This is a genomic window from Albidovulum inexpectatum (assembly GCF_002927635.1).
GTDB classification, from domain to species: Bacteria; Pseudomonadota; Alphaproteobacteria; order Rhodobacterales; family Rhodobacteraceae; genus Albidovulum; species Albidovulum inexpectatum.
Genome location: NZ_PRDS01000001.1, coordinates 135,025 through 152,203, shown reverse-complemented (window position 1 = coordinate 152,203; position 17,179 = coordinate 135,025). Strand labels below are relative to the sequence as shown.

Below are 17,179 nucleotides of genomic sequence, written 5' to 3'. Positions count from 1 at the left end.
AAAGAGGGTCAGACCGAGGCAAGGATGGCGCGAGCCGCTTCGCAGTCGCGGCGCATCTGTTCGACGAGGGCGGGGATGCCGTCGAAGGTCATCTCGGGCCGTAGGAAGTCGATCAGCGCGACCGAGAGGTGTTGGCCGTAAAGATCGCCCGAAAAGTCGAAGATGTACGTCTCCAGATTGGGCTGGTTGCTGCCGAACATCGGCCGCACCCCGAGGCTGGCAACGCCGCGGTAGCTGCCCGCATGGGGCCCGGTCAGGACGTCGACCTTGACGGCATAGACACCCAGCCGGGGCAGGTGCAGGCCGTTCAGCCCCATATTGGCCGTGGGAAAGCCAAGGTCCCGGCCCCGCTTGTCGCCATGCAGGACTTCGCCCTCGATCCGGTGCCAATGGCCCAGCATGCGGGCCGCGTCGCGCGGGCGGCCGTCCGACAGGGCCTTGCGGATCGCGGTCGAGGAAATCTCGACACCGTCGATGCGGATCAGTTGGGCGACCGTCACGCCAAAGCCGTGGCGTTTTGCGGCACTCTGGAGCGTCGCGACATCTCCGCCGCGGCCCTTGCCAAAGCGGAAATCCGCCCCGACGGTGACATGGGCGATGCCAAGGCCCGCGACAAGGACCTCGTCGATGAACCGGTCTGCCTCCATCCCCGCAAGCCGGGCGTCGAAGGGCAATTGATACAGCTGGTCCACGCCCAGCTTTTCCAGCCTGTGCATGCGCGCTTCGGCGTTCATCAGGCGAAAGGGCGGGGAATCGGGCGCGAAATATTCGCGAGGATGCGGTTCGAAGGTGACGATGCCCAGGGGCAAGCCGGATCGGCGCGCCTGGTCGATCACCGCCTGATGGCCCAGGTGCACGCCATCGAAATTGCCCATCGCAACCGAGGCCCCGCGATCGGCTTCCGACAGTCCGGTCCAGTGAAAATGCGTGCGCATCGGCCCCCTTGCGGCGGGAGGCCCCGCCGATCTCAGTCGAACTTGCGGCTGGGCGCCAGAACCAGCGCCTCGCCCTTCAGCACGACCGTATCGCCCACAGCGCAATGGGTTTCAAGGGTGACGCGCCGGCGCGCATGGTCGATCGCGATGACCTTGACCTCGGCATGCACGGTGTCGCCCGGGCGCACGGGGGCCATGAATTTCAGCGACTGGCCCAGATAGACCGAGCCATGCCCGGGCAATTGTTCCCCGATGACGGCCGAGATCAGCCCGGCGGTCAACATGCCATGCGCGATCCGTCCCTGAAAGATCGTTTCGCGCGCATAGGAGTCATCCAGATGCACCGGGTTCCGATCGGTCGAAACCTCGGCGAACAACTCGATATCGCGATCCGTGATCGTCTTCTGCAGATAACGGGTCATCCCGATCTCCAGATCCTCGATGCAGATCGACCCGCGCGGCTGATTGTCCAGCATGGTCCCGACTCCCGCCTTTGTTGCGGTGCAGCATAGGCGATCGCGCCATCCAGCGCAAGCTGGCGGCGTAATAAATTTACCTAAATTGGCGCGTCATGGGAATGATATTGCCAGACGGCAACGATCTATCGCAGCCTGCCAATCGCATAGGTCGGGGTCAGGCCTGTCGTCATCAGCCAGTCATGCAGCAGTTTCGGATCCGGGTTTTCGACATCCGGGCCAAAGCGGCTGGCTTCCAGGCCGCCGGTGATGAACAGCGTGTCCAGACCTTCGCCTGATCCGCCGCGGATATCCGTTTCGATCCCATCGCCAAGCGCCAGGATACGCGAATCCTCGATCACCCGGCCGGTCGCCTGGGTCAGACGCTGGCGCGCCAGATCATAGATCGGGGGATGCGGCTTGCCGAAATACAGACTCTCGCCGCCCATTTCCGTGTACAGCCTTGCCAACGCGCCCGCGCACCACTCACGCCGTTCGCCGCGATCGACAACGATGTCGGGATTGGCGCAAAGCAGCTTCAGCCCCTTTGTCTTGGCGTACAGGAATTCCGCGCGATAGACGTCAGGGTCCTCCAGCGGATCACGTGGCCCGGTGCAGACGATGCCTTCGGCTTCGTCCAGCGGGACGATCTGGATCGGGACGGGGTCCGAGACGATCCTTGGCGGTTCGAAGAAACCCATGTCGGTTTCGGGATTGCCGATGAAATAGACCTTGCTGCCCACGGCCCCGCGAAACATCGCGACGCGTGCGGAATCGCCCGAAGTCGCGATCGTGTCCCATGCGTCGCGCGGCACGCCGAATTCATCCAGCTGCGTGGCGACGTCGGCGCGCGGCTTGGGCGAATTGGTCACCAGAACGACCACGCCGCCCTGCGCGCGGTACGCCTTCAGAGCGTCAACGGCGGCGGGATAGGCGCGGATCCCGTCATGGACGCAACCCCAAAGATCGCAGAACAGGGCGTCATAGTCGGCAGAAATGTCGGACAGGGCAGTGATGATGCGGGTCATGGGGTCTCTCATGCGTCGGGGGCAAACGAGCGGGGCGCCCGAAGGCGCCCCCGTCAACGCGCGAACGCGCCTCAGAGTTTCAGCGCGGGAATGATCTGCTTCTTGCGGCTGACAATGCCGGGCAGAACGACCGTGTCGCCTTCGGCCGTTACGCCGAACGACGCCTCGGCAATGCGGCGCACCAGATCGTTCGGCACCAGCAGCGTGGCCTCTTCGCGCAGGATGTCCACGACGAACAGCAGGACCTGATCGGCGCCATCTTCGCGCGCGACCTCTTCCATCGCCTTCATCAGGCCGTCCTTGCGATCCAGGATCGTCTTCGGCGAGGTCGTCTCGAGCACCGACACACGCAGTTCCTTGCCGTCGACGGTGTATTCCTTGGAATCCATCCGCAGCAGTTCGGCATCCGAGAAGGCCGAGACATCGGATTTCGCGGCGAACATCTCCTCGGCATAGGCGGGGATGTCGATGCCCAGTTCGGCGGCCAGCTTCTCGGCCACGGCGCGGTCATGATCGGTCGTCGTGGGCGAGCGGAATTCCAGCGTGTCCGACAGGATGCACGACAGCATCGCCCCCTTGATGGCCTGCGGCATGCGGGCAGCGTCTTCGCCCATCAGGTCGTGCATGATCGTCGCGGTGCAGGCCAGCGGCCGGATCGTGATGTCGATCGGCCCCCTGGTCTTCAGGCCCCCGGCCAGCAGGTGGTGGTCGATGATCTGGATCAGGTTGGCGTCGTTGATATGGGCGGGCAGTTCGGCCGGGTTGTTGGTGTCCACCACCACGCAGTCCTCGCCCGGCTCGACATCCGCGATGATCTGCGGCTTGTCCAGACCCCAACGCTGCAACACGAAGGCGGCCTCGGTGTTCGGTTCGCCAAGCAGCACGGGCATCGCGGGCTTGCCCTTCACTTCGCTCAGATACCATGCCCAGATGATGGGCGAGCCGGTCGAGTCGGTGTCGGGGGACTTGTGGCCAAAGACTTTGATCATGGGTTCATCCGATACTTGATGGTTGGAGGTCGGCCGCGGTTATAGGGCCGGTGCCTTGACTTGTCACGCCCGCGCGCCGGATCAGAACGGAACGCGTTCGACCTGCCAGCCGCGCAATGTCATAAGGTTCAGAACGCCCTGTTCGCCCGACAGGTGCAGCGCCCCGAAGGCGACGAGCGTCGGTCCTTCCATTGCCGCCTGTTCGATCACGTCGATCCAGGCGCGGTTTCGCTGGTTCATCAGGATCTCCTCCATGCGCGCGAATTCGTCCTCGACCCTTGCGCGTGGATCGCCGGTGACCGACTGCACTGCGCGTTTGCCCAGTTCCCAGGCGGCGCGGACATTTTCGGCGAAATAGGTATCGGCCAGGGTGCGCGCATAGTCCTCGGCCTGCGCGTCCAAAGCCAGCGTGACGCGCAGCATGTCCAGTTTCTCTGCCTCGTCCATCTGGGCAAACAACCGGAAGATCGTGTCATGCGGTTCAAGCGCGCGGATCGGGACACCGGCGGCCCCGGCCATTTCGATGATGCGGCCGTCCAGGCCTTTCACGGTGCCCGCAGTCATGTCCTGTATCGCGCAGGACGGAATGCCCAGCAGCATCGAGACGTACCAGGGCTGCATCTTGGAAACCAGAAAGGCCGGGATGCCGCGCGCCTGCATCGCCGAGGACAGAAGCCGCCAGTCGTCCTCGGACAGGCGTTCGGGCAGGGTGGGGCCGTCGGTGACAAACATCAGCGACGGGTCGCGCGCCATGTCGGCCTTCAAGCGGGCCTCTTCCTGCGGGCCGGCCTCGACAAGAACGGTCCGAACGACGGGAATCACGGCCTCAAGCCGCTTTGCGACCGGATCGTGGCGGGGGTCATCCAGGTGATAGGTCCCCACGATGTGAATGACGGAATCGCCGCGCCGCGCGACCCAGCGATTGCCGCGGCCGAAGGGTACCGCGTCGATCGTGGCCTCGATCTGTGCGCGTTCGGCGGGCGGCAGGGCCTCCAGCAGGTTTCGGCCCTCGCAACGGGCTTGTGCCATCTGCGGCATGGTCAGCAGGCAAAGCAGGAAAATGGCGATCCTGAACATTTTTCCCATGGGTGTCTTGAAGATCTGACGGCGGCGTTACCATCTCATGGCCGGCCCGGGCTGGCCATGCTGCCGGGGCAAAAATTTTCGAAGAGCGGGTGTTGACAGGACGAGGGCGCGAACATACCTACACGGCTGTCAGCACTCACCGGAAGAGAGTGCTAACAGATTTCAACCTGGAACCCATGAGGGAGTATTACCAGATGGCTTTCAAACCGCTTCACGACCGCGTGCTGGTCAAGCGCGTTCAGAGCGACGAAAAGACCAAGGGCGGCCTGATCATTCCCGATACCGCGAAGGAAAAGCCGGCCGAGGGCGAAGTTGTCGCCGTCGGTGAAGGCGCCCGCAAGGACTCGGGCGAACTGATCCCGATGTCGGTGAAGCCGGGCGATCGCATCCTCTTCGGCAAGTGGTCGGGCACCGAGGTGACCATCGACGGCGAAGAGATGCTGATCATGAAGGAAAGCGACATTCTCGGCATCATCGAGAACTCGGGTGCGGCCTCGAAGGCTGCCTGAGGCGCGTCCACGAACGATCCGAGAATGAAAAGGAGCAGGAAAAATGGCTGCTAAGGAAGTCAAATTCGATACCGACGCCCGCGATCGCATTCTGCGTGGCGTGAACGTTCTGGCCGATGCCGTGAAGGTCACGCTGGGTCCCAAGGGCCGCAACGTCGTGATCGAAAAGTCCTTCGGTTCGCCGCGCATCACCAAGGACGGTGTGTCGGTGGCCAAGGAAATCGAACTGGCCGACAAGTTCGAGAACATGGGTGCGCAGATGGTCAAGGAAGTGGCCAGCCGCACCAACGACGAAGCCGGTGACGGCACCACGACCGCGACGGTTCTGGCCCAGGCCATCGTCAAGGAAGGCATGAAGGCGGTTGCCGCCGGCATGAACCCGATGGACCTGAAGCGCGGCATCGATCTGGCCGTGTCGAAGGCGGTCGAATACATCAAGAACGCGGCCCGCAAGGTCACCGACCAGGCCGAAGTCGCCCAGGTCGGCACCATCTCGGCCAACGGTGAAGCCGAAATCGGCCGCATGATCGCCGAGGCGATGCAGAAGGTCGGCAACGAAGGCGTCATCACGGTCGAAGAAAACAAGGGCATGGAGACCGAGGTCGAGGTCGTCGAAGGCATGCAGTTCGACCGCGGCTACCTGTCGCCCTACTTCGTCACCAACCCCGACAAGATGACCGTCGAGCTTGAGGACGTCCTGATCCTGCTGCACGAGAAGAAACTCTCGTCGCTGCAGCCGATGGTTCCCCTGCTCGAGGCCGTGATCCAGTCTCAGAAGCCGCTGCTGATCATCGCCGAGGATGTCGAGGGTGAAGCCCTGGCGACGCTGGTCGTCAACAAGCTTCGCGGCGGCCTGAAGGTTGCTGCGGTCAAGGCGCCCGGCTTCGGTGATCGCCGCAAGGCCATGCTGCAGGACATCGCCATCCTGACCGGCGGCCAGGTCGTGTCCGAAGAACTGGGCATGAAGCTCGAGAACGTGACGCTCGACATGCTGGGCCGCGCGAAGAAGGTCGTCATCAAGAAGGACGACACCACGATCGTGGACGGCGCTGGCGACAAGAAGGAAATCGAGGCTCGCGTTGCCCAGATCCGTCAGCAGATCGAGGAAACCACCTCGGACTATGACCGCGAGAAGCTGCAGGAGCGGGTTGCCAAGCTCGCCGGTGGTGTCGCCGTCATCCGCGTTGGTGGCATGACCGAGATCGAGGTCAAGGAGCGCAAGGACCGTGTCGATGACGCTCTGAACGCGACCCGTGCGGCCGTTCAGGAAGGCATCGTCGTCGGTGGCGGCGTCGCCCTGATCCAGGCCGCCAAGGCTCTGAAGGATCTGAAAGGCGCCAACAGCGACCAGGATGCCGGCATCGAGATCGTCCGCCGCGCCCTGGAAGCTCCGCTGCGTCAGATCGCCGAGAACGCCGGCGTGGATGGCGCGGTGGTCGCCGGCAAGATCCGTGAATCCGATGATCCGACCTTCGGCTTCAACGCTCAGACCGAAGAATATGGCGATATGTTCAAGTTCGGCGTGATCGACCCGGCCAAGGTGACCCGGACGGCTCTGGAAGACGCCGGTTCGGTTGCCGGCCTGCTGATCACGACCGAGGCGCTGATCGCCGAGAAGCCCGAGCCCAAGCAAGCCAATGCTGGCGCGCCCGCCGGCATGGGGGGCATGGACTTCTGATCCGGTCACGGATCGACCCCTTGGAAGGCCCCGGAAACGGGGCCTTCTTTTTTCTGGAATGCAAGGCCAGTCGCCGAAACGTGTTTGCCCGATGGCTTGCCAGTCCCAGGTGCAAGGCGCAAAGAACGTCATGCGAGCCGGGATTTGCGCCCGGCACGGATGAGTGACAGCGGAGTACACGATGCGCCTGTTCTGGCTGACGGCCTTCACCATGGTTCCACTTGCGGCCAATTCGGTTCTGAACCGCATGGCGATCGGCGCGGGACTTTCTGACCCCGTTGGTTTCGCCATGATCCGGCTGGTTTCGGGCGCAGTCGTATTGGCCGTGTTGCTGTTTGCGGCACGGATACGGGGACGCCTTCCAGCTGCCGGGCCGGTCGGGCGTCGGACGGTGGGCGTGCTGTCGCTGCTTGTTTACATGTTCGGGTTCTCGCTTGCCTATCTTGGGCTGGATGCCGGGGTCGGCGCGCTGATCCTGTTCGGCATGGTTCAGGTCACCATGTTTCTGGGCGCCGCCCTGCGGCGAGAGCCCTTGCCCGCAAGTTGCTGGATTGGTGCGGCCATCGCCTTTGCCGGTCTGGCCTGGCTGCTGGTACCCGGTTCGGCCGCCCCGGTTTCACCCGCCCATGCGGCAATGATGGCACTGGGTGGCATGGGCTGGGGCGTGTATTCTCTGGCCGCGCGCGGCGCGGGTAACGCGGTCGCCGATACGGCCTGGAATTTCATCCTGTCCGTTCCGGTCGCCATGCCCGTGCTGCTGCTGGCGCTTGTCGCGGGCGTTCTGCCCGAAATCACGGTCACAGAGGGGGGAATCGCCCTTGCCGTCGTCTCGGGGGCGATCACCTCTGGTCTGGCCTATGCCCTGTGGTATCGACTGCTGCCAGAGCTCGGCGCCGCGCGCGCAGGGGTCGCACAATTGACGGTTCCCGTTCTGGCAATGGCCGGCGGCATGATCTTTTTGGAAGAGACGCTTACGCTGCGCTTCGCGCTGTCTTCCCTTCTGGTTCTTGGTGGTGTGGCGATGGCAAGCCTTGGCGGTGCTCAGCGTACCATCGTTTCCAATGGGTCATAATACACGCTGGCCGACGGATCGAACGCGACCCGCGCGAGCGAACCGGGTTTCAGGCGGATGCCGGACAATTCCGCGCGCGTGAAGAAGTGCCGCCGGCTGACGACGCCTGAAGGATCGCACCAGTCGCGCGGCAATTCGTCGGAAAGCAGGGTGCAACGAAAAAACAGTTCGACCTGGTGGAAGCCGCTGGCAGGATCGTGGAATTCGTTGACCAATGCAAGCGGGCCCACATCGATCTGCAGCCCGCATTCCTCGCACAGCTCGCGCCGCAGATTGTCCGGCAGCGAAACGCCCGGCTCTGCCCCTCCGCCCGGCGCGCACCACAGATCGGATTCGCCATTGGGCCAGGCATTGACCAGCAGGAGTCGCCCGCGATGCAGGATGATCGCCCGAACGGCCAGCCTTGGGCGATTTGGCGCCAATTCCATCATGCCCCTGACTTACGTCGACACCCTGTGCGCGGCAAGCGTGGCATTGCCCTGCGATCTGGCTTAAGGCTGGGCCATGCGATTGATCCTGACAATCCTGTGCTTGCTGGTTGCAACACCGCTGCAAGCCCGATGCGTCATCCTCCTGCACGGGTTGGCGCGCAGCGACGCGTCCCTGGCGATCATGGAGCGCGCGCTGCGACGGCAGGGATACCGCGTCATCAACGTCGATTACCCGTCGACCGAGGCGCGAATCGAAAGGCTTGTGGCGGCGCATGTCGCGCCCGCGGTCAATCTGTGTGGTGTCGAGCCGGTGAATTTCGTCACCCACTCGATGGGCGGCATCCTCGTGCGGCTCTGGGCCGCGACGACCCGGGGGGCGCGGATCGGTCGGGTGGTCATGCTGGCCCCGCCCAACCACGGCTCCGAACTTGTGGACCGGCTGGGTGGCCTGCGACCTTTCTACTGGATCAACGGACCGGCAGGGCTGCAGCTGGGTACCGGGCAGAACAGCCTGCCCAATCGTCTGCCGCCGGTGCGCTTCGAACTGGGCGTGATCGCGGGGAACCGGTCGCTGAACCCCGTTTATTCGGCCTTGATCAAGGGGGACGATGACGGCAAGGTCAGCGTGGCCAGCACACGGGTCGAGGGCATGGCCGATCATATCGTCCTGCCCGTCAGCCATACCTTCATGATGAACAATCCGCTGGTGATCGCGCAGGTCCTTCACTTCCTGCGTCACGGCCGGTTCGACCACGGCCTGACATACATGCAGGCGATCGAGCGTCTCCTGCCCTAGCTTTCGCGCCGAAGGATGCGATTCACATGTCCCATCTTTCGGCCCGGCCGCGCTTCGGCCTTGCCGTAGAGGTGGATCGCGACGTCGGGTTCGCGCGCAAGGTCGCCGATCCGTCCGATGTCGTCGCCGATCAGGTTCTCCATCACCACGTCCGAATGGCGCCGGCCGTCGCCAAGGGGCCAGCCCGTGATCGCGCGGATATGCTGTTCGAACTGATCGACCGCGCAGCCATTCTGTGTCCAGTGGCCGGAATTGTGAACGCGCGGCGCGATCTCGTTGACGACAAGACCCGATCCGGTCACGAACAGTTCGACCCCGATCACCCCGACATAGTTCAGTGCGTTCAGGATCCGCCCGGCAATCAGCACGGCATCGGCGCGCTGCGCCGCGCCGAGTTCCGCGGGAACCGTCGTGGTGCGCAAAATGCCCTCGTGATGCACGTTCTGCCCCGGGTCATAGGCGGCGACCGACCCGTCCAGACCTCGTGCCGCGATAACCGAAATCTCGTGCGTGAAATCGACGAATCCTTCAAGAATGGCCGAAGCGCCAGCCATCGCCGCCAGAGCGTGGGCCGCATCTGCCGGTGTCGTCAGCCGGGCCTGCCCCTTGCCGTCATAGCCCAGCCGCCGGGTCTTCAGGATCGCGGGCAGACCGATCTCCTCGATCGCCTCGGCAAGGTCCTGCTCGTCATCCACCGCAGCATAGGGCGCGGTCCGAAGCCCGATCTCGTTCAGGAAGGCCTTTTCGACCAGGCGGTCCTGCGAAACCGCCAGCGCCCGGCGATTGGGGTGGATCGGTCGGATTTCCTCGATCGCATCCAGCGCCGAAGTCGGGACGTTCTCGAACTCATAGGTCACTATATCGACAGCGCTGGCAAAGGCGCGCAGGGCATCAAGGTCGTCATAGGGCGCGGTGGTGACGCGTTCGGCCACATGTCCGGCCGGAGGATTGGCCGCCGGTTCGAAGATGTGGGTACGGTAGCCAAGGCGCGCCGCCGCGACCGACAGCATCCGGCCCAGCTGTCCCCCACCCAGGATGCCGATGACCGCCCCCTGCGGCAGCATCTCAGTCATCCTGCGGCTCCTCGGGGATCGAGGCCGAGAGCGCTTCGCGCCAAGCGTCCAGCCGGGCCGCAAGGCCGGGATCCTCCAGCGCCAGGATCTGGGCTGCCATCAGGCCGGCATTGGCCGCCCCTGCCGCCCCGATCGCCATGGTCGCGACGGGATAGCCGCGCGGCATCTGCACGATGGAATACAGACTGTCCACGCCGTTCAGGGCGCGGGTCTGGATGGGCACGCCGATGACCGGCACGCGCGTCTTCGACGCCATCATCCCCGGCAGATGTGCCGCCCCACCGGCGCCAGCGATGATGACCTTCAGGCCGCGCGCGACGGCGGTCTTGCCGTATTCCCACAGGCGGTCCGGCGTGCGATGGGCCGACACGATGCGGGTTTCGAATTCCACGCCCAGGTCATTCAGGATTCGCGCCGCCTCCTTCATCGTGGGCCAGTCCGATTGCGAGCCCATGATGATTCCGACCCTGACGCCCATTGTCCTGCCCCCGCTGCTTCATTGCCTGCCCGGCCGAGCCGGAAACATGCGGCACTATAGCGGCGGGGCGGGGCGGGGCAAGCGGTCTCAGGCGATGATGTCGGGGGTCAGCTGGTCTTCCAGCCGCGCGATTTCGTCCTTCAGGCGCAGCTTCTGCTTCTTCAACCGCCGAAGGGCCAGCTGATCGCCGCGCCGCGATTGTTCCATCGCGTGAATCGCGTCGTCCAGGTCGCGATGCTGGCGGCGCAGGACCTCCAGCTTGACGCGCAGGACTTCGATCGGATCCATCTCGATATGGGCGTTCATGGGGTTTTCAGTCTTTCTGGCCGCGATCGGTCGGGCGTGAACCCGCGGATGTGCGGGCATCCTAGCACCTGTGGGGCGTGGCAGGCAAAGCCTATCGTGCCAAGCCATTCCAAGACTTGTCGAAATCGACCCTGATCCCCATATTTGCCGCGTGGGCTGCCGGATGCGGGGCCTGCGAAATGTCGCTTGAAACCGAGGACATGACCGAATGTCGAAACTGACCTTTGCCGCCCATCCCTTCCTGCTGGGTTTCGACCAGCTGGAACGGCTGGTCGAGCGCACCGCCAAATCCGGCAATGACGGCTATCCGCCGTTCAATATCGAACAATCCTCGGAACATGGATTCCGCATCACGCTGGCCGTGGCGGGATTTCGCGAGGATGACATCACCATCACGCTGGAGGACCGGCAGCTGATGATCCGCGGCCGTCAGCCAGAGGAGCGCGAGGCGGGGCGGGTGTTCCTGCATCGCGGTATTGCCTCACGCGCCTTCCAGCGCAGCTTCGTGCTGGCGGACGGTGTCGAGGTCGCGGGCGCGACCATGGAAAACGGCCTTCTGCATATCGATCTTGTGCGATCGGTGCCCGAGAAGGTCGTCCAGACGATACGGATCAAGAAGGGATAAGGGGGTAACGACATGAACACCAAATACGATTTCGGACCTGAAACCGGCGAACGGATCGTCTATGTCCGCGAAGTGCCGGTCAACGAACTGCCCGAGGAGATCCGGGCTCAGGCCATGGGTCTGGACCGGCTCTATGCGGTTCACGATGCAAGCGGCGAACGGCTGGCACTGGTCAAGGACCGGCGTCTGGCCTTCATCCTTGCGCGCCAGCATGACATGGCTCCTGTCAGCGTACACTGACCCCGCTGGCGGGCCGATCGTGGTCCGGAAGCGACGGAAAGTCGGTCTGGCTGCGTTTCATGGACCTGATCGGTCAATGACGGAGAACAAGAGATGCGTAGCGCCGAGGGATACAGCCGCGCCCAGATCGTCCTGCATTGGGCAATCGCGGCCCTGATGCTGCTGAGTTTCGTAAGCCATGAAGGCATGAAGGATGCCTGGCGGGCCTTCTTGCGTGCGACGGGCGAGTCGATGGGGCTTGGTGCCTGGCTTCACGTGATATCCGGCATTGCGATATTGGCGCTTGCGGCGTGGCGGCTTGGCCTGCGCGCCACGCGCGGCGCGCCGTCTGCGCCCAAAGGCAGTTCTGCCCTGATGGAGCGCGCGGCCGCGGCGGTGCATTGGGGGTTGTATGCCGTGATGCTGGGCTTGCCCGTGACCGGCGCACTGGCCTGGTTCGGCGGCATTCGTGACCTGGGGGAGATCCACGAAGTCCTTTTCAATCTGGGGCTTGCGCTTGTCGCGATCCACGTCGCGGCGGCCTTGTGGCATCAATTCGTGCTGCGCGATGGCCTGCTGAAGCGCATGGTCCGCCCCACCGCGGCACGTGACTGAGGGCCGCGGCACATGTTGGCGCACAGGCACGAATTCAATCTTGCCAAGCGCGTTCGCCGCGCGTAGATAACGGCTCGGCCACAGGGGTATAGCTCAGTTGGTAGAGCATCGGTCTCCAAAACCGAGGGTCGGGGGTTCGAGTCCCTCTGCCCCTGCCAGGCCAGTCTCTCGATTGCGGCACTTCCGATTATTGCGATAATGCGCCCTGTGGCAGAGTATCGGTGCCCGTGCGGGCCCGGTCGATCAGCCTGACCACGTATGGGCCGACTTCCTGCACGATCAGCGCGACGCCTTTTGCATTCGGGTGAATGCCGTCGGCCTGCATGTATTCGGCAAGGGCGCGTGAGCGATCCGCGATCCGGGTGATTGGCCCCAGGAAGGGCGGTCCCAGAAGGGCGCCATGCGATGCAGCGAGGTCCTGCCAGATCGCGTCGAAGCGCGCCTTGTAGTCGGGGCCGTAATTCGCGGGTGCCTCGACCGGAATGATCAAGATCGGCAGGCCGCGTTCATCGGCCTTCGACAGGATGGCATCCAGGTTGGCGCGCGCCTGTTCGGGCGGCAGTCCGCGCAAAAGATCATTCCCGCCAAGCGCCAGAATCATGGCATCGACATCCGGCGTCAAAGCCCAGTCGATCCGCGCCAGTCCGCCCGCAGTCGTATCGCCCGAGACGCCGCCATTGATCACGACAGCCTCGATCCCCTTGTCATTCAGCCAGGCCTGCAGCTGGGGCACGAAACCGTCTTCGGCAGGCAGGCCATAGCCGGCGGTCAGGCTGTCGCCAAAGGCCAGCACGTTCACCGGCGCAGCCCAGGCCGGCAGCGCGGCGAACATGGTTGCAACCAGTGCGATCAGCTTGCCTTTCGCCCTCCATGCCCCATATCCACCAGATGTGGACTTTCGGCGGAAGGAACGGATGGCGGACAGTATCATTGATCTGAACGATGTGCGGCTGGTGCTGTCGGGCAATGCCGGGCCAATCGAAATCATCAAGGGCATCTCGCTTTCTGTCGGACGCGGGGAAAGTATCGGTCTGGTCGGTCCTTCCGGGTCGGGCAAGTCGTCGCTCCTCATGCTCATGGGCGGGCTGGAACAGGCAAGCGCGGGCCGTATTCTGGCGTTGGGCCATGACCTGACCGCCATGGACGAGGACGCGCTGGCCCGGTTCCGCAGGCAGAATATGGGCATCGTCTTCCAATCCTTCCACCTGATTCCGACCATGACCGCGCTGGAAAATGTCGCGGTGCCGCTGGAGCTGTCCGGCGCGCCTGACGCATTCGCCCGCGCGGCCGAGGAGCTGGACGCCGTCGGCCTTTCCGCGCGCATGGATCATTACCCCGCCCAGCTGTCGGGCGGCGAGCAGCAGCGCGTGGCACTGGCCCGTGCCGTGGTCGGGCGTCCGGCGATTCTTCTGGCGGACGAGCCGACGGGAAATCTGGACGGCGCGACCGGCGCCACGATCATGGACTTGCTGTTCGGCCTGCGTGACCGCCACGGTGCCACGCTGATCCTGGTGACGCATGCCCCGGAACTGGCCGATCGATGCGATCGCATCATCCGCCTGCAGGACGGCCGGATCGCGGGTGCCGAAACCAGCCGGAAGGTCGCCGAATGAGCGTGGCGGATCTTCGCCTGGCCTTTCGCATTGCAAGGCGCGAGCTACGCGGCGGATTGTCGGGCTTTGTCGTCTTCCTGCTTTGCCTCATGCTGGGCGTCGGTGCAATTGCGGGCGTGGGCACCGTGCGCGCGGCGATCGAGCGCGCATTGGCCCAGCAGGGCGCGGTCCTGCTGGGTGGCGACGCGGAAATGTCCTTCACCTACCGCTTTGCGACCGAAGACGAGCTTGCCTTCATGAAAAGCCACGCGCGCGCCATCAGCGAGGTCGTCGAGCTGCGTTCGATGGTCGTCGTGGGCGAAGGCGCGTTGGCCCAACGCGCGCTGACCGAGATCAAGGCCGTGGATGCGGCCTATCCGCTGGTCGGGCAGGTCGTGCTGGACCCACCCATCGATCTGCAGTCCGCGCTGGGCAAGCGCGACAACATGCCCGGAGCGGTCATGGACCCGGTTCTGGCCGACCGGCTGGGGCTGGAGGTCGGGGATGTCTTCATGCTGGGTACCGGACGTTTTCGTCTGTCCGCCCGTCTGTTGCGAGAACCCGATTCGGTCGCTGCGGGCTTTGCCTTCGGGCCGCGAACGATCGTGCGGACAAGCGACCTGCGCGCGGCCGGCCTGATCGTGCCGGGCAGCCTGTTTGACACGCATTACCGCCTGCGTCTGTCCGATGGCGCGGATCTGGACGCGCTGAAGGCCCGGGCCGAGTCGGAATTCCGCGATACGGGTCTGCGCTGGCGCGATGCGCGACGCGGCGCGCCGGGAATGCTGCGCTTTGTCGAGCGCATGGGGGCCTTTTTGGTCCTCGTTGGGCTGGCCGGACTTGCCGTGGGCGGCGTCGGCATCGCGACGGCGGTGACGTCCTACCTTGAAACGCGCACCGAAACGATCGCGGTGCTCAAGGCGCTGGGCGCCGAAGGCGGCACGATACTTGCGGTCTATCTGTTTCAGATTGCGCTACTGGCGGCCATCGGCATCCTTGCCGGGCTTGCCTTGGGCGCCGGTCTGCCGATCCTGTTCGGGCCGCTGATCGGTGCGCGTCTGCCCGTTCCTGTCGATATTTCCCTTGCCCCAGGCGCGCTGGCCGAGGCCGCACTCTACGGGGCCCTGTCGGCTGGCCTGTTTGCGTTGTGGCCCCTGTCGCGCACGCGCGAGGTTCGGCCGGCTGCCCTGTTCCGGGATCTTGGCGCCGAACGACGCCGCTGGCCCGGCTGGGGGCTTGCGGCCGTTCTGGCCGCAATCGCGGGGCTGCTGGTGGTTTCGGCGACGCTTCTTTCGGGCATGACGTGGCTTGCGCTGGGGACGCTGGGCGGTGTCGCGCTTGCCTTGGCGGTTCTTGCACTGACCGCACTTGGGCTGCGGGTGGTTGCGCGCCGCCTGGCGCGCGTGGCGCGGGGCCGCGTGGCCCTGCGCCTTGCCCTGGGCGCGATCGCAAGTCCCCGCGACGAAACCCGCGCCGTGGTGCTGTCGCTGGGGCTTGGATTGACGGTGCTTGCCGCAATCGGGCAGATCGACGCCAATCTGCGTGGCGCCATTGCCCGTGACCTGCCCGAGGTCGCGCCCAGCTACTTCTTCATCGACATCCAGCCCGACCAGATCGGGCCGATCATGCAGCGTCTGACCGGTGACGCCCAGGTCACCAGGGTCGAGGCCGCGCCCATGCTGCGGGGTGTCATCACCCGGATCAACGGGCAGGATGCGCGCGAGGTCGCGGGCGACCATTGGGTCGTGCGCGGGGATCGCGGTCTGACCTATTCGGCCGCACCGCCCCCCGGCACGCGCCTGACCGCGGGCCAATGGTGGCCCGAAGATTACGACGGCCCTCCGCAGATGAGCTTTGCGCGCGAAGAGGCCGAGGAGATCGGCCTGAAACTGGGCGACCGGATCACGGTCAATGTCCTTGGCCGCAACATCGAGGCGACGATCACCTCGTTCCGCGAGGTCGATTTCTCGACCGGTGGGATCGGGTTCGTGATGTCGATGAACCCCGCGGCCCTGGCGGGCGCGCCGCATAGTTGGATCGCGACCGTCCACGCCGCGCCCGAGGCCGAGGCGCGCATCCTGCGCGAGCTGGCATCCGACTGGCCGAACATCACGGCCATCCGGGTGCGCGACGTCGTGGACCGCGTTGCCGAGGCCCTGCGGGCCATCGCGCGGGCGACCGCGATCGCGGCCGGCGTCACGCTTCTGACCGGGCTGGTCGTGCTGATCGGTGCCGCCGCGGCGGGTGGACGGGCGCGGATCTACGAGGCTGCAATCCTGAAGACCCTTGGCGCCGAACGAGCGCTGATCCTGCGCAGTTTTGCCCTGCGGTCGGCCCTGACCGGAGCGGCGGCGGGGGGTGTGGCGGTTATCTTCGGCGCGCTTGCCGGCGCGATCGTCATGGAACTGGTCATGGAAGGTGACTATCGATTCGAGCCGGTTTCGGCCTTTGGAATCGTCGCGGGCGGCGCGCTGACGACGCTGGTCGCTGGGCTTCTGTTCGCGCTGCGTCCGCTGTCGGTGCGCCCCGCGCGCGTCCTGCGGGCGCGCGACTGAAATCAGCAGGCCAGCATCCGCTCGACCCATTCGGGGACGATCCTGCTGGCCGGGCCCAGGCGGGTTTCATCGAACAGGTTGCTGTTCTCGGTCCGCTGCAGGTTCAGCGCAAGCGTGTGCGCGCCAGCCGCGCGGGCGGCATGGGCGAGGCTCGCCGCTGGCTGAACCGTGCCGGATGTGCCGATCGCGACAAAGAGGTCGCAATCGGCCAGTGCCTCTGCGATCTGGTCCAGATGATGCGGAATCTCTCCGAACCACACGACGTCGGGGCGGCAGGGGCGCGCACCGCAGGCGGGGCAGGGGTCGGAAACACGTAATTGGCTTGGCGCGGGCCACCGGTGATCGCATGCGCAGCACCGTGCGGTCAGATGGCTGCCATGCATGTGAATGACCTCGGGGCTGTCTGCCCGTTCATGCAGGTCGTCCACATTCTGCGTGACCAGGGTGACACGGCCGCGAAATCGCTGCTGAAGCCGCGCAATCGCTTCGTGGGCCGGGTTTGGTTGCGCCTGCCGCACGGCCTGGCGGCGCAGGTCGTAGAATTCCAGAACATGCGCCGGATCGCGGGCAAAGGCGTCGGGCGTGGCCAGCGCGCGCCAGTCGTATTTCGCCCAAAGGCCACCCTTGTCGCGGAAGGTCTGCAGCCCGCTCTCGGCCGAGATCCCCGCGCCGGTCAGGATGAAGACATGAGCAGGTTTTGACATCGCGCGTCCATTCTGCCACCCCGGTTCCAGAAT

Annotated in this window: 20 protein-coding genes and 1 tRNA gene; 10 read left to right on the top strand and 11 right to left on the bottom strand. The window is 64.9% G+C overall.

The annotated features are described in order from the left end of the window. Positions 1–8: 8 nt before the first annotated feature. The 5 genes from LV82_RS00795 to LV82_RS00775 form a co-directional block, all read right to left on the bottom strand. A complete protein-coding gene (locus LV82_RS00795) occupies positions 9–935 on the bottom strand; it encodes a bifunctional riboflavin kinase/FAD synthetase (protein WP_104068813.1) in 927 nt (308 codons plus the stop codon). A 32-nt stretch (positions 936–967) separates the two neighbouring features. Continuing rightward, the gene (locus tag LV82_RS00790; RefSeq protein WP_104068812.1) at positions 968–1,411 is read right to left on the bottom strand and encodes a MaoC family dehydratase; all 444 of its coding nucleotides are present in this window, start codon (positions 1,409–1,411) and stop codon (positions 968–970) included. Positions 1,412–1,536: 125 nt separating this feature from the next. Next, a complete protein-coding gene (locus tag LV82_RS00785; RefSeq protein ID WP_104068811.1) occupies positions 1,537–2,418 on the bottom strand; it encodes a TIGR01459 family HAD-type hydrolase in 882 nt (293 codons plus the stop codon). A 71-nt stretch (positions 2,419–2,489) separates the two neighbouring features. Beyond that, positions 2,490–3,407, bottom strand: a complete 918-nt coding sequence (locus LV82_RS00780; protein WP_104068810.1) for a manganese-dependent inorganic pyrophosphatase — start codon at positions 3,405–3,407, stop codon at positions 2,490–2,492. A gap of 81 nt (positions 3,408–3,488) precedes the next feature. Next, complete coding sequence (locus LV82_RS00775; RefSeq protein WP_104069259.1) at positions 3,489–4,484, bottom strand: TraB/GumN family protein; 996 nt, start codon at positions 4,482–4,484, stop codon at positions 3,489–3,491. Between the two features lie 203 nt (positions 4,485–4,687). Here LV82_RS00775 and groES point away from each other — a divergent pair, with 203 nt between their 5' ends. From groES to LV82_RS00760, 3 genes are all read left to right on the top strand, one after another. After that, positions 4,688–5,002 carry a co-chaperone GroES gene (groES, locus tag LV82_RS00770; RefSeq protein ID WP_104068809.1) on the top strand — a complete coding sequence of 105 codons (315 nt, stop codon included), beginning with the start codon at positions 4,688–4,690 and terminating at the stop codon, positions 5,000–5,002. A gap of 43 nt (positions 5,003–5,045) precedes the next feature. After that, positions 5,046–6,680, top strand: a complete 1,635-nt coding sequence (groL, locus tag LV82_RS00765) for a chaperonin GroEL (RefSeq protein WP_104068808.1) — start codon at positions 5,046–5,048, stop codon at positions 6,678–6,680. Between the two features lie 181 nt (positions 6,681–6,861). Continuing rightward, a complete protein-coding gene (locus tag LV82_RS00760; protein ID WP_104068807.1) occupies positions 6,862–7,752 on the top strand; it encodes a DMT family transporter in 891 nt (296 codons plus the stop codon). On the opposite strand, the gene LV82_RS00755 is transcribed toward LV82_RS00760, so the two are convergent. Beyond that, on the bottom strand, positions 7,722–8,180 hold the full coding sequence (locus LV82_RS00755; RefSeq protein ID WP_104069258.1) for an NUDIX domain-containing protein: 459 nt from the start codon (positions 8,178–8,180) through the stop codon (positions 7,722–7,724). The two genes, LV82_RS00760 and LV82_RS00755, sit on opposite strands and share 31 nt — an antisense overlap. A gap of 76 nt (positions 8,181–8,256) precedes the next feature. Here LV82_RS00755 and LV82_RS00750 point away from each other — a divergent pair, with 76 nt between their 5' ends. Further along, positions 8,257–8,979, top strand: a complete 723-nt coding sequence (locus LV82_RS00750; protein ID WP_104068806.1) for an alpha/beta fold hydrolase — start codon at positions 8,257–8,259, stop codon at positions 8,977–8,979. Here the strand turns inward: LV82_RS00750 and LV82_RS00745 are convergent. From LV82_RS00745 to LV82_RS00735, 3 genes are all read right to left on the bottom strand, one after another. Further along, on the bottom strand, positions 8,976–10,052 hold the full coding sequence (locus LV82_RS00745) for a 5-(carboxyamino)imidazole ribonucleotide synthase (RefSeq protein ID WP_104068805.1): 1,077 nt from the start codon (positions 10,050–10,052) through the stop codon (positions 8,976–8,978). The genes LV82_RS00750 and LV82_RS00745 overlap by 4 nt on opposite strands. After that, entirely contained in the window at positions 10,045–10,530 is a 486-nt protein-coding gene (purE, locus tag LV82_RS00740) for a 5-(carboxyamino)imidazole ribonucleotide mutase (protein ID WP_104068804.1), read from the bottom strand. The genes LV82_RS00745 and purE overlap by 8 nt, the downstream gene beginning before the upstream one ends. A gap of 87 nt (positions 10,531–10,617) precedes the next feature. Beyond that, a complete protein-coding gene (locus tag LV82_RS00735) occupies positions 10,618–10,836 on the bottom strand; it encodes a YdcH family protein (protein ID WP_104068803.1) in 219 nt (72 codons plus the stop codon). Positions 10,837–11,044: 208 nt separating this feature from the next. On the opposite strand from LV82_RS00735, the gene LV82_RS00730 reads away from it, so the two are divergent. The 4 genes from LV82_RS00730 to LV82_RS00715 all read left to right on the top strand — a co-directional run bounded on the left by LV82_RS00730 (position 11,045) and on the right by LV82_RS00715 (position 12,453). Further along, on the top strand, positions 11,045–11,461 hold the full coding sequence (locus LV82_RS00730) for an Hsp20 family protein (RefSeq protein ID WP_104068802.1): 417 nt from the start codon (positions 11,045–11,047) through the stop codon (positions 11,459–11,461). A gap of 12 nt (positions 11,462–11,473) precedes the next feature. Continuing rightward, the gene (locus LV82_RS00725; protein ID WP_104068801.1) at positions 11,474–11,701 is read left to right on the top strand and encodes a DUF1150 family protein; all 228 of its coding nucleotides are present in this window, start codon (positions 11,474–11,476) and stop codon (positions 11,699–11,701) included. A gap of 93 nt (positions 11,702–11,794) precedes the next feature. Further along, complete coding sequence (locus LV82_RS00720; RefSeq protein ID WP_104068800.1) at positions 11,795–12,295, top strand: cytochrome b; 501 nt, start codon at positions 11,795–11,797, stop codon at positions 12,293–12,295. An 82-nt stretch (positions 12,296–12,377) separates the two neighbouring features. Continuing rightward, positions 12,378–12,453 (top strand) — tRNA-Trp (locus LV82_RS00715). Between the two features lie 29 nt (positions 12,454–12,482). Here the strand turns inward: LV82_RS00715 and LV82_RS00710 are convergent. After that, positions 12,483–13,127, bottom strand: coding sequence for an arylesterase (locus tag LV82_RS00710; protein WP_245873021.1), 645 nt, complete (start codon positions 13,125–13,127; stop codon positions 12,483–12,485). A gap of 82 nt (positions 13,128–13,209) precedes the next feature. Between LV82_RS00710 and LV82_RS00705 the strand changes: the two genes are divergently transcribed. Together LV82_RS00705 and LV82_RS00700 are read left to right on the top strand one after the other, a co-directional pair. After that, positions 13,210–13,908: an ABC transporter ATP-binding protein gene (locus LV82_RS00705; RefSeq protein WP_104068798.1), complete on the top strand. Its 699-nt coding sequence runs from the start codon at positions 13,210–13,212 to the stop codon at positions 13,906–13,908. After that, the gene (locus LV82_RS00700; protein ID WP_104068797.1) at positions 13,905–16,442 is read left to right on the top strand and encodes an ABC transporter permease; all 2,538 of its coding nucleotides are present in this window, start codon (positions 13,905–13,907) and stop codon (positions 16,440–16,442) included. The genes LV82_RS00705 and LV82_RS00700 overlap by 4 nt, the downstream gene beginning before the upstream one ends. A 2-nt stretch (positions 16,443–16,444) precedes the next feature. Here LV82_RS00700 and LV82_RS00695 read toward each other — a convergent pair whose 3' ends face one another. Continuing rightward, positions 16,445–17,146, bottom strand: a complete 702-nt coding sequence (locus LV82_RS00695) for an NAD-dependent deacylase (RefSeq protein ID WP_104068796.1) — start codon at positions 17,144–17,146, stop codon at positions 16,445–16,447. Positions 17,147–17,179: the final 33 nt, after the last annotated feature.

Excerpts from the sequence above, each read along its gene's own strand:
- LV82_RS00795 (WP_104068813.1), bottom strand. The coding sequence starts at position 935 with ATGCGCACGCATTTTCACTGGACCGGACTGTCGGAAGCCGATCGCGGG.
- LV82_RS00790 (WP_104068812.1), bottom strand. The coding sequence starts at position 1,411 with ATGCTGGACAATCAGCCGCGCGGGTCGATCTGCATCGAGGATCTGGAG.
- LV82_RS00785 (WP_104068811.1), bottom strand. The coding sequence starts at position 2,418 with ATGACCCGCATCATCACTGCCCTGTCCGACATTTCTGCCGACTATGAC.
- LV82_RS00780 (WP_104068810.1), bottom strand. The coding sequence starts at position 3,407 with ATGATCAAAGTCTTTGGCCACAAGTCCCCCGACACCGACTCGACCGGC.
- LV82_RS00775 (WP_104069259.1), bottom strand. The coding sequence starts at position 4,484 with ATGTTCAGGATCGCCATTTTCCTGCTTTGCCTGCTGACCATGCCGCAG.
- groES (WP_104068809.1), top strand. The coding sequence starts at position 4,688 with ATGGCTTTCAAACCGCTTCACGACCGCGTGCTGGTCAAGCGCGTTCAG.
- groL (WP_104068808.1), top strand. The coding sequence starts at position 5,046 with ATGGCTGCTAAGGAAGTCAAATTCGATACCGACGCCCGCGATCGCATT.
- LV82_RS00760 (WP_104068807.1), top strand. The coding sequence starts at position 6,862 with ATGCGCCTGTTCTGGCTGACGGCCTTCACCATGGTTCCACTTGCGGCC.
- LV82_RS00755 (WP_104069258.1), bottom strand. The coding sequence starts at position 8,180 with ATGGAATTGGCGCCAAATCGCCCAAGGCTGGCCGTTCGGGCGATCATC.
- LV82_RS00750 (WP_104068806.1), top strand. The coding sequence starts at position 8,257 with ATGCGATTGATCCTGACAATCCTGTGCTTGCTGGTTGCAACACCGCTG.
- LV82_RS00745 (WP_104068805.1), bottom strand. The coding sequence starts at position 10,052 with ATGACTGAGATGCTGCCGCAGGGGGCGGTCATCGGCATCCTGGGTGGG.
- purE (WP_104068804.1), bottom strand. The coding sequence starts at position 10,530 with ATGGGCGTCAGGGTCGGAATCATCATGGGCTCGCAATCGGACTGGCCC.
- LV82_RS00735 (WP_104068803.1), bottom strand. The coding sequence starts at position 10,836 with ATGAACGCCCATATCGAGATGGATCCGATCGAAGTCCTGCGCGTCAAG.
- LV82_RS00730 (WP_104068802.1), top strand. The coding sequence starts at position 11,045 with ATGTCGAAACTGACCTTTGCCGCCCATCCCTTCCTGCTGGGTTTCGAC.
- LV82_RS00725 (WP_104068801.1), top strand. The coding sequence starts at position 11,474 with ATGAACACCAAATACGATTTCGGACCTGAAACCGGCGAACGGATCGTC.
- LV82_RS00720 (WP_104068800.1), top strand. The coding sequence starts at position 11,795 with ATGCGTAGCGCCGAGGGATACAGCCGCGCCCAGATCGTCCTGCATTGG.
- LV82_RS00710 (WP_245873021.1), bottom strand. The coding sequence starts at position 13,127 with ATGTTCGCCGCGCTGCCGGCCTGGGCTGCGCCGGTGAACGTGCTGGCC.
- LV82_RS00705 (WP_104068798.1), top strand. The coding sequence starts at position 13,210 with ATGGCGGACAGTATCATTGATCTGAACGATGTGCGGCTGGTGCTGTCG.
- LV82_RS00700 (WP_104068797.1), top strand. The coding sequence starts at position 13,905 with ATGAGCGTGGCGGATCTTCGCCTGGCCTTTCGCATTGCAAGGCGCGAG.
- LV82_RS00695 (WP_104068796.1), bottom strand. The coding sequence starts at position 17,146 with ATGTCAAAACCTGCTCATGTCTTCATCCTGACCGGCGCGGGGATCTCG.